Annotated in this window: 9 protein-coding genes and 1 pseudogene; 5 read left to right on the top strand and 5 right to left on the bottom strand. The window is 61.1% G+C overall.

Annotation, left to right across the window (positions count from 1 at the left end):
- Window positions 1-10 precede the first annotated feature (10 nt).
- Window positions 11-881, bottom strand: a pseudogene (locus tag QMQ05_RS07375) (VOC family protein).
- Between the two features lie 126 nt (window positions 882-1007).
- On the bottom strand, window positions 1008-1868 hold the full coding sequence (locus QMQ05_RS07370; protein WP_345474269.1) for a carbohydrate kinase family protein: 861 nt from the start codon (window positions 1866-1868) through the stop codon (window positions 1008-1010).
- A 146-nt stretch (window positions 1869-2014) separates the two neighbouring features.
- Here QMQ05_RS07370 and QMQ05_RS07365 point away from each other — a divergent pair, with 146 nt between their 5' ends.
- The 4 genes from QMQ05_RS07365 to QMQ05_RS07350 all read left to right on the top strand — a co-directional run bounded on the left by QMQ05_RS07365 (window position 2015) and on the right by QMQ05_RS07350 (window position 7582).
- On the top strand, window positions 2015-3721 hold the full coding sequence (locus QMQ05_RS07365) for an AMP-binding protein (RefSeq protein WP_345474267.1): 1707 nt from the start codon (window positions 2015-2017) through the stop codon (window positions 3719-3721).
- 196 nt (window positions 3722-3917) lie between these two features.
- Entirely contained in the window at window positions 3918-5342 is a 1425-nt protein-coding gene (locus QMQ05_RS07360; RefSeq protein WP_345474265.1) for a GntP family permease, read from the top strand.
- 27 nt (window positions 5343-5369) lie between these two features.
- Window positions 5370-6629, top strand: coding sequence for a CaiB/BaiF CoA transferase family protein (locus tag QMQ05_RS07355; RefSeq protein ID WP_345474263.1), 1260 nt, complete (start codon window positions 5370-5372; stop codon window positions 6627-6629).
- The gene (locus tag QMQ05_RS07350; protein WP_345474261.1) at window positions 6626-7582 is read left to right on the top strand and encodes a hydroxymethylglutaryl-CoA lyase; all 957 of its coding nucleotides are present in this window, start codon (window positions 6626-6628) and stop codon (window positions 7580-7582) included. The genes QMQ05_RS07355 and QMQ05_RS07350 overlap by 4 nt, the downstream gene beginning before the upstream one ends.
- Here QMQ05_RS07350 and QMQ05_RS07345 read toward each other — a convergent pair.
- A complete protein-coding gene (locus tag QMQ05_RS07345) occupies window positions 7579-8379 on the bottom strand; it encodes an IclR family transcriptional regulator (protein WP_061952266.1) in 801 nt (266 codons plus the stop codon). The genes QMQ05_RS07350 and QMQ05_RS07345 overlap by 4 nt on opposite strands.
- Window positions 8380-8609: 230 nt before the next feature.
- Between QMQ05_RS07345 and QMQ05_RS07340 the strand changes: the two genes are divergently transcribed.
- Window positions 8610-10322 (top strand): AMP-binding protein, encoded by a 1713-nt coding sequence (locus QMQ05_RS07340; RefSeq protein ID WP_345474671.1) that lies wholly within the window; start codon window positions 8610-8612, stop codon window positions 10320-10322.
- Window positions 10323-10414: 92 nt separating this feature from the next.
- Here QMQ05_RS07340 and QMQ05_RS07335 read toward each other — a convergent pair whose 3' ends face one another.
- Window positions 10415-11608: a hypothetical protein gene (locus tag QMQ05_RS07335; protein ID WP_345474257.1), complete on the bottom strand. Its 1194-nt coding sequence runs from the start codon at window positions 11606-11608 to the stop codon at window positions 10415-10417.
- A gap of 141 nt (window positions 11609-11749) precedes the next feature.
- Window positions 11750-13312, bottom strand: coding sequence for a signal recognition particle protein (gene ffh, locus QMQ05_RS07330; RefSeq protein ID WP_345474255.1), 1563 nt, complete (start codon window positions 13310-13312; stop codon window positions 11750-11752).
- Between the last annotated feature and the right edge of the window lie 680 nt (window positions 13313-13992).

Below are 13992 nucleotides of genomic sequence, written 5' to 3'. Positions count from 1 at the left end.
TGCTCAGCAATTAGGCGACAGTTACGCGCAGCTGGTTATTCCATGGATCCTTAAAACGCAGCTCTGCCCCGGTGTGGTGGTGCTCGACTTTGGCGAAGCTCAATCGCTGCGCCAACTTGCCGACTTCATCGGCGTTGGGAACATTGATCAGTACTTCGCCCAGACCCAGGGTGTCTTTACGGGGACCTGCGCCTCGCGAGTTCCAAACATTCATGGCCATGTGATGGTGGTAGCCTCCGGCGGACACGAACAATGCCTGGTTGCCCAGCGAGGTGGTTTCATCAAAGCCCAAAGTGTTGACGTAGAACGAGCGGGCGGTGGCCACATCACCTACCTGTAGGTGTACATGGCCGATATCGGCGCTCGCCGACTGCAAAGAATTCACTGCCTGCTCACTGAGGTGAGCATTGAGGTATTTGTTGGGGTCCAGGTAGATGGTATCCATGCTGACTTCACCGTTATTCCAGGTCCAGGTATCGCGAGGGCGGTCCCCAGTACAACTCAATTCCGTTACCCTCTGGATCAGTGAAGTAGAAAGCCTCGGAGACTAGATGGTCCGAGCTTCCGACAAACTTACTCTGATCAAACTGGGCGGCTGAGAGCACGGTAGCGGCAAGATCTGCCTGGTTATTGAACAGCAGGGCAGTATGGAAGAGCCCAGCTTCACTACGAGCTGGCAATTTCAGTCCTGGGGCATTGCGCAGGTTAACGAGTTCCTGAGTTCCGCGGCCTAGCCGGGTTCCTTCTGCGGTTTCTTCCAGTACCGTGAGCCCGAGCGCCTTTTGGTAGTAGTCGCTCATGAGGTTCATATCACCGACTTTTAGCTGCACGGCATTCATGTGAGTGGTTGCGTCGAGCTTGTCTTCTTTGAGCATGGTCATGACCAACGCCTTCTTTCGATTCAATGGTTCCTGTTGCCTATAACCATACTCCGATTTAGTTGATGCTTCAAGTAAATTGGAATGTTCCGGTCATCACGCTCGCGATCGCGGCACGCGCCATTGGCACTAGGAGAGCAACCGGGCGAGATCTGGATGCAGATGCCGGCTCGATAGAGCCACAGCTGCCGCTCCGGCAGCTGCCTCCAAAGCCGCTTGCACCGATGATCCCCGCTGGTAAGCCGCGAGAAAACCGGCCATGAAGGCATCGCCGGCACCATTGCTGTCGATCACCTCAACCTTTGGCGCAGCCACTTCCCAGCGCCGCCCCTGGCGGTTCATTGCCACCGCACCCCGCGCTCCACGCGTGCATATTGCCATTTCTGGACCATGGCGCAGGCAAGTGGCCATCAGCTCCCACGGATCGCTGGTTGCATCATCGTTCATGAAGACCACGGAGGCCGCCCTCAGGAATGGCAGATGAAATTGGGCTGTGCCATCGAAGTCATGCAGGTCGACCCATAGCGGTACAGGCGGCTCGGCCAGTTGCCTGATAATCCGCAACCCCAACTCGCTCAGGTCAATCACTGCCAGGTCAGCTTCCCCAATGGCCGCGCAGAGGGCATCAGCATCCGCGTCCTCGACAGCGGAGGGCGTTGCCAGATAGATGGATACGCGTTGCCCGCCAGCCATGAGATTGATATGCCGCTCGGTGCTCACGCTGGAAATCGCCTGCAGGTTGACGCCCGCGCCACCGAGCACGTGTCGCAGCAGGCGCCCTGGCTCATCGCTAGCCAGCGGCGTGAAGAGCGTCGTCGCAACACCCAAGGAACTCAAGTGCAGCGCCTTGCCCGCGGAGGTTCCGCCCACGGTGTGCCACTCGTTGCGGGCGGATAGCTGCTGAGGCCGAGGGTCAGGCAAGCGGTCAAGCTCGACGAGCTGATTCCAGCTGGATGGACCACAGACGAGCACCTTGGGCATTTGACTCATGCACTTATTAAATACGCGTGGCATCATCCGATTCAACAGTTTGGCACCAATTGCGCTTTCAAACCCTTGGACTTCAAAGTATATTGGCAAGTGATCTGCCTCACGATGATGTGGGGTGCCCTAGTCCCAGCGACGGAAGGTTAGTTGTGAGCGTTACAGATGAATTCAGAGCAGCCCGAGATCGGCTCCTGGAAATGCGCGAGTACTACGAGACGGCGCGGGAAGAATTCCGCTGGCCCGAGTTCAGCGAGTTCAACTTCGGCTCCGACTGGTTCGACCAAGTGGCCAAGGATCCGCAACGAGCCGATGCGCCGGCACTGATCATCACCGAACGCGACGGCAGCTCAACACGCCGCAGTTGGGCCGAGCTCTCGCAGCGCTCCACGCAACTCGCGCGCTGGCTCAGCGATATAGGAGTGCGCCGAGGCCAGACGATCGCAGTGATGCTCGGCAACCAAGTGGAACTCTGGGAATCGATGCTGGCCGGCATCAAGCTCGGGGCAATCCTGATCCCCTGCACCACGCAGCTGACCCCCACGGACCTGGCCGATCGCATCGAGCGCGGGCATATCCAGTGGGTGATCACCAACCAGGGCGAGATCCAGAAATTCGAGACGGTCCCCGGCGATTACACGCTGATCCAGATTGGCGGCAGCGCAACTGAAGGCATCCTCGACTTCGCGCAGTCCTACAACGCCGAAGCCGAATTCCAGCTGGACTCCCCCACGCGCGCCGATGAAACACTGCTGCGCTATTTCACCTCCGGAACCACTTCCAAGGCGAAGCTGGTGGAGCACACTCATACTTCGTACCCGGTGGGGCACTTGAGCACGATGTTCTGGATCGGGCTGGAACCAGGCGATGTGCATCTAAATGTCGCTTCCCCAGGCTGGGCCAAGCATGCATGGTCGAATCTGTTCGCACCGTGGATCGCCGAAGCCACCGTATTCCTCTACAACTATGACCGCTTCGATCCGATCGCGCTGATGAACCAGATGGACACCGAGAAGGTCACCAGCTTCTGCGCTCCGCAGACCGTGTGGCGCTTGCTGATCCAGGCGGATCTGAGCGCGTTGAAGAATCCGCCGAAGAAACTGGTCTCCGCTGGCGAACCGCTGAATGCCGAAGTCATCGACCAGGTGCAGAAATCCTGGGGCCAGGTCATCCGCGACGGCTTTGGCCAGACCGAAACCACGGTGCAGATCGCCAATCCGCCCGGAGTGCCGATCACCATCGGCGCCATGGGACGCGAGATGCCAGGCTACGACATCGTGCTGCGCGACCCTGCTACCGGCGAGGCCGGGGATCTGGGCGAGATCTGCCTGGTGACCGATCCCCGCCCGCTGGGGCTGATGAAGGGCTACTTCGAGAACCCGGAGAAAACCGCCGAGGTCTTCCGTGACGGGGTCTACCACACCGGGGATATCGCTGAACGTGATGAACGAGGCGTCTTGACCTACGTGGGCCGCGCCGATGACGTCTTCAAGTCCAGCGACTACAAGATCAGCCCCTTCGAGCTGGAATCCGTGCTGATCGAGCATCCCGGGGTGGCCGAGGCAGCGGTGGTGCCGACCCCGGATGAATTGCGCTTGAGCGTGCCAAAGGCCTACATCGTTCCCACGGGCAATGCGCAGCCCGGCCCCGAACTCGCGGAGTCGATTTTGGCGCATTGCCGCGAGCACCTCTCGGCCTTCAAGCGGGTGCGGCGCATCGAGTTCGCCCAATTGCCCAAAACCATTTCGGGCAAGATCCGCCGCGTGGAATTGCGCCAGGCCGAGGAGCGCCGTTTTAATGGCGGCGAACCGGCGGGCAAGGAATACCGGGATACGGACTTTCCTTCACCGAAACCATAACCACTCTGTCCACGCGCCTTGTCTGGCCCCGCAGCTTGTTGCTGCGGGGCCCGCTGCGGTTAAGCGCAAATGCCTGCCGGTCGGCGATGACTCAATAACGACATGAAGTTTACATCGTGGGTTGCAACTCATACTATGAATCAGAGTTTTGTGGCCCAGCTCACGTCTACCCGTTATCAACGAAGATCGGATCCCCATGTCAGATACAGCGATTCTGATAAACACCGCCGTGGCCGTGCTCGCCACGGTGCTGCTGATCGTCAAATTCAAGGTCAACCCCGTCATCGGGCTGATCCTCGGCTCCCTGTATCTGGGACTGAGCACGCAACTTGGCATCAGCAAGACCATCGAGACCATCACCAAGGGCTTCGGCGACATCATGATGGAGGTCGGCCTGCTCATCGCCTTCGGCGTGCTGATGGGATCCATCCTCAACGAGGTCGGCGCCATCCGCCGCCTGGTCGAACGCCTGCTCTCGGTGTTCGGCCCCAAGGCCTTGCCCTACTCCATGGCGGTAGCCATGAGCACCGTGCTGCAGTCGATCTTCGTTGACGTCCTGATCGTCATTTCGGCACCGCTGGCACGTCGCATGGCCACCAAGATCGGTCCGATGGGCACCGCCCGGCTGGCCACGGCCATGGCCATCTCGCTGGAGTGCGGCATCATCTTCATGGTTCCCGGCGTCGGCGCCTTGGCGGTAGCCGGAGTGCTGGGCGTATCGCTGGGCAAGATGCTGATCTGCGGTCTGCTCCTGGTAGTGCCAACAGTTCTGCTGGCAGTGCTGATCATGTCCTTCTTGTTCCGCCGCGGGTTCTGGAAGCCAGCGCGCGACGAGCAGAGTGTCTTCGAGGAAGATGACTACCCGCAGAGCACCCCGAACCAGCCTGGCAGCGTCCGCGTTGGCATTGACGAGGGCCAGCAGCCGCAGGCCGATCCAGGAGCGGTGAAGCTGGCCGTTGGCCCCGAGGGCAAGCGCGAAACCTCGTTGCTGCTGCTCTTCGCTCCCCTGCTGCTTTCGCTGATCCTCATTGCCGCCGGCGCCCTTGCCGAAATCGCCAAGTTCCAGAACGGCGTGCTGGAACTGCTGGGCAACCCCGTGGTCGCCCTGCTCATCGGCCTGATCGGCACCACCATCGTGGCCCGCGGAGCCATCGGCCAAAAGGGCGTGGAAGAGGCGATCGGCACCGGCTTCAAGGAAAGCGGACAGATCCTGTTGCTCACCGGCGCCGGCGGTTCGCTGGCAGCTACCGTGGCCGCCGCCGGACTGGGCGATATCCTCGGCGGATTCTTCAGTGCCAGCGCCGTGGCACCGCTGGTGGTCGTCTGGGTGATTGCCGCGGTGCTGCACATCGCCGTGGGCTCGGTGACGCTTTCGGTGATCACCGCCGCCGGCATGCTCGCCCCCATCGCTCCGGCACTGGGACTGGATCCGGTGCTCATCGCGCTGGCCGCCGGCGCCGGCTCGCTGTTCATGATCCACGTAACCTCGAATACCTTCTGGCTGCTGCAATCCCTGCTGGGCCAAACCGTCCGAGGCGCCCTGAAGTCGGTGACCGTCGGCGTTTCCGTCGCCTCGGTGATCGCCTTGGGACTCGTCCTGGTCATGAGCATCTTCATCTGATCCCAGCCACCTGACAAGGAGCTATATATGAGCCACCAAGATCGAACCACCGAGGCCATCGCCCCGCTGGAAGGCATCCGCGTCCTGGAGCTGGGCAACTACATCGCAGCGCCCACCGCCGGACGCCTGCTGGCGGACTTCGGAGCCGAAGTCATCAAGGTCGAACGCCCCAAAACCGGCGACGAACTGCGCAACTGGCGCCTGAAAAAGGGCAGCGTCTCCATGCTCTATCGCACAATCAACCGGAACAAGAAATCCGTGGTGCTCGACCTGCGCAGCGACGCCGGTCGGGCCGCAGTCCTCGATCTGGTGCGCGAATGCGACGTGCTGCTGGAAAACTTCCGGCCCGGAACCCTGGAGAAATGGGGTCTCGGACCAGATGAACTCAGCGCGGCGAACCCGAATCTGGTGATCACCCGAATCTCGGCCTTCGGCCAAACCGGCCCGTTATCTGAACGTCCGGGATTCGCCGCCGTGGCTGAAGCCTTCAGCGGGTTCCGCAACCTGGTCGGCGACCCCGACCGCGCCCCGGTCCGCGTAGGAGTCTCGATCGGCGACTCCATCGCCGGGCTCTACGCCGCATTCGGAGCGGTGATGGCCCTCTTCGAACGCGACCGCAAGAGCACAGGCGATAATCCCCTGCCACTGGATCACCGGATCATCGACGTCGCCCTGCACGAGGCAATGTTCTCCATGATGGAATCGCTGATCCCCGACCAGGGCGCCTACGGCGAATCCCGGACCCGCACCGGAGGACGGATGGAAGGCATCGCCCCGTCCAACGCCTATCTGTGCGCCGACGGGGCGAGCATCGTGGTGGCCGGCAACGGCGATGGAATCTACCGCAGATACATGGAAGCCATCGGCCGCCCCGATCTGGCCAACGACGAGAACCTGCAGTCCAACGCCCAGCGATGGGAACAGAGCGAAATGCTTGACCAGGCCATCGGCGCTTGGAGCGGGACCTTGGACTCCGCAGATGCATTGGCTGTGCTGGATGCCGCAGGCGTTCCGGCCGGCCCCATTTACACGGCCGAGGATATTGTGAACGAGCCCCAGTACCAGGCCCGCAATATGATCCAGAACTTCGACGTTTCCACCGGCCAGGAGGTGCTCCCCGGGGTCGGATTCCCCGGGATCGTCCCGGTCATGGGCGCAGCCTCCCTGCCGATCCGGAACCTCGGCCCGGACCTCGGCGAGCATACCAATGACGTCCTCGGCACGCTCCTGGGCTACAGCCCGGAAGAAATCATGAACGCCACCAGCAGCGAAACGAGCCAAGCATGAGCTACAACTTCACACCAGCAGCCACCCTGCGCGACGTCACCCTGCGCGACGGACTGCAGCTGACCGGAAAGCTTCTGAGCACCGAAGAGAAAATCGCGACCGTCCGGGAACTGTTGCGCCTGGGAGTCCAGGAAATCGAGCTCGGCTCCATGGCCCGCGCCGATCTGGTACCGCCGATGGCCAACACCCTGGAGGTCGCCGAAGCGTTGACACCGCAAGAACTGGCGCACTGCTGGATCTGGGTGGCGACCCCGGGACATGTGGCCAAGGCCGCGAAGGCGGGCATCACCAATTTCCAGTACTGCCTCTCGGTCTCCGACGCGCATAACCAAGCCAATATCTCGCGAAGCACCGAAGAAAGCATGGCGGCCCTGCCCGAAGCGGTCCGCTACGCCCAGGCGGTTAACGGGAGGATCCAGCTCTGCTTGGCGACCTCCTTCACCTGTCCCTTCGACGGCCAGGTCCCGGAGTCGAAGGTACTTCAGATCGCCAATGATCCGCGCGCAGAAGGAACCTGCGACATCGTCATCTGCGACACCCTTGGCCAGGCGGTTCCCGCCCAGGTGGCTTCGCTGATCGCCAATGTCCGGGAGAATGCGCCGCAACGGCGCATCGTCTTCCACGGCCACGACACCTGGGGGCTGGGAGTGGCCAATACGCTGGCAGCGATTGCCGCCGGAGCCGAAGTGGTTGATGGAGCCTTGGGCGGCTTGGGCGGTTGCCCCTTCGCACCGGGCGCCAGCGGCAACACCTCCAGCGAGGACATCCTCTTCGCAACCCGGCCCGACTGGCTGACTCCTGAACGCTTCGGCGAACTGGTGCAGCTCTCCGAGAGGCTCCTGACGCAGCTGGGCGAGCCGAACCGCTCGAAGTCCGCCCAGGGGGCGCGGTCCAAGGCCAAGGCGTTCGAGTGGGTCATCCCAACGGGCACGGAGCCATCCGCCGCTGGCTAGGCCGGGCGGTGGGTCTCGCCAGGGAAACGGCCGCCGATCAGCCGGGTCATGCGCTCGGCGGTTTCCAGCAATGGTTCCACCCAACCTTCGCAGACCGCTTGCGGCATGCGCATCGTCGGCCCGCTGATGGTCACCGCGGCCACCAGCCGGGCCGCCGAGTCGAAGACCGGGGCCGAGAGCCCCGACGCGCCGCTTTCCCGTTCACCGGTGGTGATCGCAAAGCCATCGGCGCGGGTCGCTTCCACGGCCGTCTGCAAATCATCAAGACCGGTAATGGTCGATGAGGTCAGCGATTCCAAGGACCCTTCCACCAGGCGCTGCATCAGCTCCGGCTTCCAGGCCAAGAGGACCCGGCCGGCGGAACCAGCATGCAGCGGCGCCAACTCCCCCAAATGCATTTCGCGACGCAATACATGGCGAGTTTCGGCGATGCCAACGCAGACGCGGTAAACGGCTTCCGCCCGGAAAAGGCACGCCGTCTCGCCGGTCGTATCGCGCAGCTCGGCCAAGAGCGGGCTGATCACGTCGAGGACTTCCTTGCCGCGGGTAGCCGGGGCGGCCCAGTACGCCATTTTCATGCCGATTCGATAGCCATCGCCCTCACGATCCAGGAATCCTTGTTCCACGAGGTTCGCCACCAGGCGCTGGACCGTGGAGGCCGGCATGGACGTGGCTTCACGCAAATCGGCCAAGGTCAGCACGGGCTGCCGCAAGGAAAAGGAATCAAGTATCGCGCTGATTTTTCCCAGCACAAGAAGCGGGTTCTGTTTCTTGGCGGGAACTTGTTCCTTTGGCATATTTCAGACGCTAGACCATCCAAGCCGTTACCGTCCAATTGTTCTTCAGCTCCTGCACGGAGGCCACATTGCTCGCTTATTCCATGAATCAGTGGACAAAATTGCGTGTTGCGTCAACGCGACTACGCATGATGGCGCAACAATTCGTCCAAACTGGTCACTCCCGTATATTGAGTGGGAACGAAGGATGATAGCTACGGGCATTGTCGCCCGAAATGCAAAGGACTGCGATGAGCAATACCGAGAAGTTCCGAGCCGCCCGCGATCTGCTTTTGGCCGCGCGCGATGACTACCAAAGAGCTCGGGAGGAGTTCACGTGGCCGGAATTCACCGACTTCAACTTCGCCTACGACTGGTTCGATGCCGTCGCAAAGGATCCGCAGCGGGCCGATGAGCCAGCCCTGATTCTCACCGAGCAGGATGGCACATCTGCCCGTTACAGCTGGTCTGAGCTCTCCACGCGTTCCACCCAGGTAGCCCGCTGGCTCTCCGACGAGGGCCTGCAACGCGGGGATGCGATCATCGTGATGCTCGGCAACGAGGTGGCCCTGTGGGAAACCATGCTGGCCGGCATGAAACTCGGAGCGGTCATCATTCCAACGACCACGCAGGTCACCAGCGAGGATCTCGCCGATCGCATCGAGCGAGGCAAGGCCACCTGGGTGATCACCAGCCACGATCACCTGGAAAAGCTCACCGAGGTTCCCGGCGCCTACGCCATCGTCCAGGTCGGCGGCGCCCGCTACCCCGGAACCCTGCACTTTGACGACTCCCATCAGGCGCCAGCCGAGTTCGCATTGGAGACCCCGACCCGCAAAGATGAGAACCTGCTGCTGTATTTCACCTCCGGAACCACTTCCCAGCCGAAACTCGTGCAGCACACCCACACCTCGTATCCGGTGGGCCATCTGGCGACCATGTTCTGGATCGGTGTCGAGCCGGGCGACGTGCATTTGAACGTTGCCTCCCCCGGCTGGGGCAAGCACGCGTGGTCCAATTTCTTCGGGCCGTGGATCGCTGAAGCCACCGTCTTCGTCTTCAACTATGATCGCTTCGATGCCCAGGCGCTGATGGAGCAGATGGCCACGGAGAACGTCACCAGTTTCTGCGCGCCTCCCACGGTATGGCGCTACCTGATCCAGGCCGATCTGACCACACTGAAAACCCCGCCACGCAAACTGGTGTCGGCCGGCGAGCCGTTGAACGCCGAAGTCATTGACCAGGTGCGCACCGCGTGGGGCCAGGTGATCCGTGACGGCTATGGCCAAACGGAAACCACGGTCCAAATCGCCAATTCCCCCGGCGAAACGGTTAAGGTAGGCGCCATGGGCCGCCCGATGCCTGGCTACGACATTGAACTGCGCAACCCCACCACCGGACACGTGGCCGAAGTGGGAGAAATCTGCCTGCGCATCGATCCCCGCCCGGTGGGTTTGATGAAGGGCTACTTCGATGACCAGGCGAAAACCGACGAGGCACTGCGTGACGGGGTCTATCACACCGGGGATATCGCCGAACGCGACGAAGAAGGGATCTTGACCTACATCGGCAGGGCGGACGATGTCTTCAAATCCAGCGACTACAAGCTCAGTCCCTTCGAACTTGAATCGGTGGTGCTGGAGCATCCGGCGGTGGCCGAAGTCGCGGTGGTCCCCTCCCCGGATCCGCTCAAGCTTTCGGTGCCCAAGGCCTTTGTCATCCTGGCTGCCGGTTACGAGGCGAACGCGGGCACCGCGGAAGACGTCCTGGGGTTCTGCCGCGAGCATCTGGCACCCTACAAGCGCATTCGCCGGCTGGAATTCTCAGATTTGCCGAAGACGATCTCCGGGAAGATCCGCCGGGTGGAATTGCGCCTGGCCGAGGAAGAACAGCATGCCGCCGGGAAGGTTCCGCCCAAGGAATTCCGGGATACCGATTCTCCTGCACTGAAAAATCGAGGCTAGAGGGCACCCTCGCGAACCATCAAGAACAGCGCGGGTGCGCAGCAATTAGCTTGCTGCGCACCCGCGCTGTTGGCATTCCGGTTGACTAGGATCTAGAAGTCCCGTTTGGCTCTGGCCGCATCGATAATGCCCTTGCCCAAATAAAACGCGCCGTCGGCGTACCAGGCGAACATCAGCAGCTGGCGCGCGGGCTTTGGCAGCCAAGCGAACTTCTGGCTCTTGGCCAGCAGCGCATGTACACCGATGCCCGAGGCCAGCACCAGGGCGCCGGAACCGATCAGCGCCTGTGGATTCCATCCGGCACGGAAGAGCACTCGCTTCAGCCCAGTGGCTTCGCGCTCCTGCTCGTTCAGTGCCGCGCGCAGGCTCCTAAAGGGGCCACCGGTGGAAATAACCCGGCGGTCCTCAGGGATGGGACGGCCGGTGAGGTAGTCTACGCTGCGAGCATCGAAGCCCAGCAACGCGACAAATCGCTTCATGCTGGCCAGGTCAACCGGTCCATGCATCAGGGCCAGGGCTTCCTCGCGGGCCTTCGGGTCAGAGATCAGGGCGTCCAGCAGTTCAACTGTTTCTTCGCCGATGCCCAGCAGCAGCCCATCCAGTTCGTTGAGGCGCGAAGCCGCGGGAGAGTCCGCTTCCGGTTCCAAAATGGCCTGGCGTTCCAGATCCAGCACCATGGTCAGTGCCGGGCCGAAGCGATCTCCGCGCGGGCGCTTAGCCTCAACAGTTGCCATGATGACGTTGCCGGTGCGGGTCAGCGACAGGAAGGGCCGGTTGGAGCGGGAAATCCCTGGGGAGAAGACCGGCTGGGCCGGCATGGCCATGAGCCCGGATTCGGTGTCCCAGACGGTGATCTGGTTGTCCTCAAAACCGGCGGCCAGCACCAGTTCCGAGGCTTTCAGGGTGGCTCCGTGCAGCAGCTCGTTGGTTGCCCCGAGATCCCCGAGGATGTCGTCGTCCGGAGTCGGGCCGTCGATCTCGTCGCCGTCCACCAGCACATAGTTGGCACCGGTCGAGTTCTTCAATTCGTGCACCAGTTTGGTGACACGGGATCCTTCACGCAGTTTGCCCTTTGCATCAATACGGTAGAGCACCGCATCGCGTGCTTCACTGACGGTGGCCACCTCAGCCAGAACCTCTGTGGAAAACTCTCGTTCGACGGCTCCCCCGATGTACCCCAGCAGGCGGCGATCTGCCAATGCGGTGCGGACAACTTCTGCGGCGTCTGGCTTGTCGCCCATGAAGATGAACTCTAGGTTGAGGTAGTTGAACTCAGACGAATCCACGAAGGCAGATTCCTTTCACTGGTGAAGTTACGGTCTACTATCAATCATAGTTTGGGGTAACGCATGATAGACAAAACGCGCCATGGGAAAACTATGTCAGTTCCCATGGCGCGTTGTCGGTTTATGCAGCTGGCGGGCTTGTTACTTGCCCAAGTACTTCTCGAAACCTGCTGGCAGGTTCAGGCTTGATGGATCGAAGTCCTGGTTGGCGCCGGCGCCAAAGGATGCTCCGCTGGGTGCCGAAGACTTCTTGTTCTGGGCTTCCAGCTGGGCCTGTGCGGCCTTCGCTGGGTTACCGTACTTGACCTGCTTCTTGCCCTTACCCTTGGCTTTCGCCTTGCGAGCAGCACCACGGCCCGCACCTGGCATGCCTGGAATACCGCCACCGGCGGCCATCTTCTTCATCATCTTCTGCGCTTCGGTGAAACGCTCAAGCATCTGGTTCACTTCAGAAACAGTGACGCCCGAACCCTTAGCAATACGGGCGCGACGTGAACCGTTGATGATCTTTGGTGCCACACGTTCGTGTGGAGTCATCGAACGAACGATGGCTTCCACGCGGTCGATCTGACGCTCATCAAACTGTTCAAGCTGCTGGCGAGAAATCTGCGCACCGGGCATCATGCCCAGCAGCTTCTTCATCGAGCCCATCTTCTTGATCTGGGCCATCTGCGCCAGGAAGTCGTCCAGGGTGAAGTCTTCCTGGTCGGCGAACTTCTTCGCCATACGCTCGGCTTCGTTCTTGTCCCAGTTCTTCTCAGCCTGTTCGATGAGCGTCATCACGTCGCCCATGTCCAGGATGCGTGAAGCCATACGATCTGGGTGGAAGATCTCGAAGTCATCCAGGTTTTCACCGGTGGATGCGAACATCACTGGCTTACCGGTAACCGAGGCGACCGACAGGGCGGCACCACCACGGGCGTCACCATCGAGCTTGGAGAGGACCACACCGGTGAAATCGACACCTTCATGGAAGGCCTGTGCGGTATTCACCGCATCCTGACCGATCATTGCGTCAATGACAAAGAGCACTTCGTCAGGGTTGATGGCTGCGCGAATGTTCGCAGCCTGAGCCATCATTTCGGTGTCAACACCCAAACGGCCCGCGGTATCAACGATGACCACGTCATGCAGCTTGGACTTAGCTTCGGCGATACCATCGCGAGCTACTGCTACCGGGTCACCGGTAGGGGTATCAAATTCTGAGGAGACACCCGGGTGTGGTGCATAGACAGGAACACCGGCACGCTCACCGTTGATCTGCAACTGCTTAACAGCGTTAGGGCGCTGAAGGTCACAGGCCACCAGCATTGGGGTGTGGCCTTCAGACTTCAGGTGCTTGGCCAACTTACCGGCCAGGGTGGTCTTACCGGCACCCTGCAAACCGGCGAGCATGATCACCGTAGGAGGGTTCTTGGCCAGGTTCAGGCGACGAGTTTCGCCACCGAGGATGCCAACGAGTTCCTCGTTGACGATCTTAACGACCTGCTGGCCCGGGTTCAGCGACTCGGAAACCTCGGCGCCCAGGGCGCGTTCTTTCACCTGGGCCACGAAGGCGCGGACCACCGAGACGGCAACGTCAGCGTCGAGCAGGGCGCGGCGGATTTCGCGGACGGTACCGTCGATGTCTGCTTCAGTCAGGCGGCCCTTACCGCGCAGATTCTTGAAGGTTGATGTCAGGCGATCGGAAAGTGAATTAAACACGTGCCGGGCACTTCTTTCGATAGGTCTTGTGGTGCGCATCAAAAAACGCACAGGACTCGACTTATAAGAATATCAAGAATCAGAGCATGGGATAACCGCCGCCACGAGGTCCACCACTAGACGGCTGTAACTTCAGCACTCAGTTGTGCCCCAGGTGCCAGGCACCGGCCGCATACTGTTGCTCCCAGAAGTCAGCGAAGCGCCCCTTGGCAGCTAACAATTACTGGATGCTCCCATCCCCGATACTGTGCCCGTCGCCCATGAACAGCACCCGGTCTGCCGCACGTATTGAGCTCAGACGAAGGGCGACAATGACACGGGTGCGCTACCTGAGATCATCGCCCAGTGCCGTCGCCACCGTGCTTTCGTTCTCGGTATCCAGCACGCTGGTGGCCTCATCCACCAGCAGTATCCGGGCAGGTTTAAGAAGGGCTTGGGCGATGGATACAAATTGACGCTAGCCACCGTACAGTCTTGACCCACCCTGACCTGCACCGTGATCCCATCCTGTAGGTAGTCCGGCTACCAGTGTGTCCAAAGTGCTGAGGCCAAAGTCAGCGAGCCCGATCGGACATCCCACTCGGATAATGTCCGCAAGAGACAGGCAAGGCAGACTTCCTCCGGCATGGACCATGATTCCGCTGGTTAGGTAAAGGCATTAACTCAGCTCGTTCCATCTG

This window comes from Glutamicibacter sp. B1, assembly GCF_039602135.1.
Lineage (GTDB): Bacteria > Actinomycetota > Actinomycetes > Actinomycetales > Micrococcaceae > Glutamicibacter > Glutamicibacter ectropisis.
This window is presented reverse-complemented; position numbering and strand designations above follow the sequence as displayed.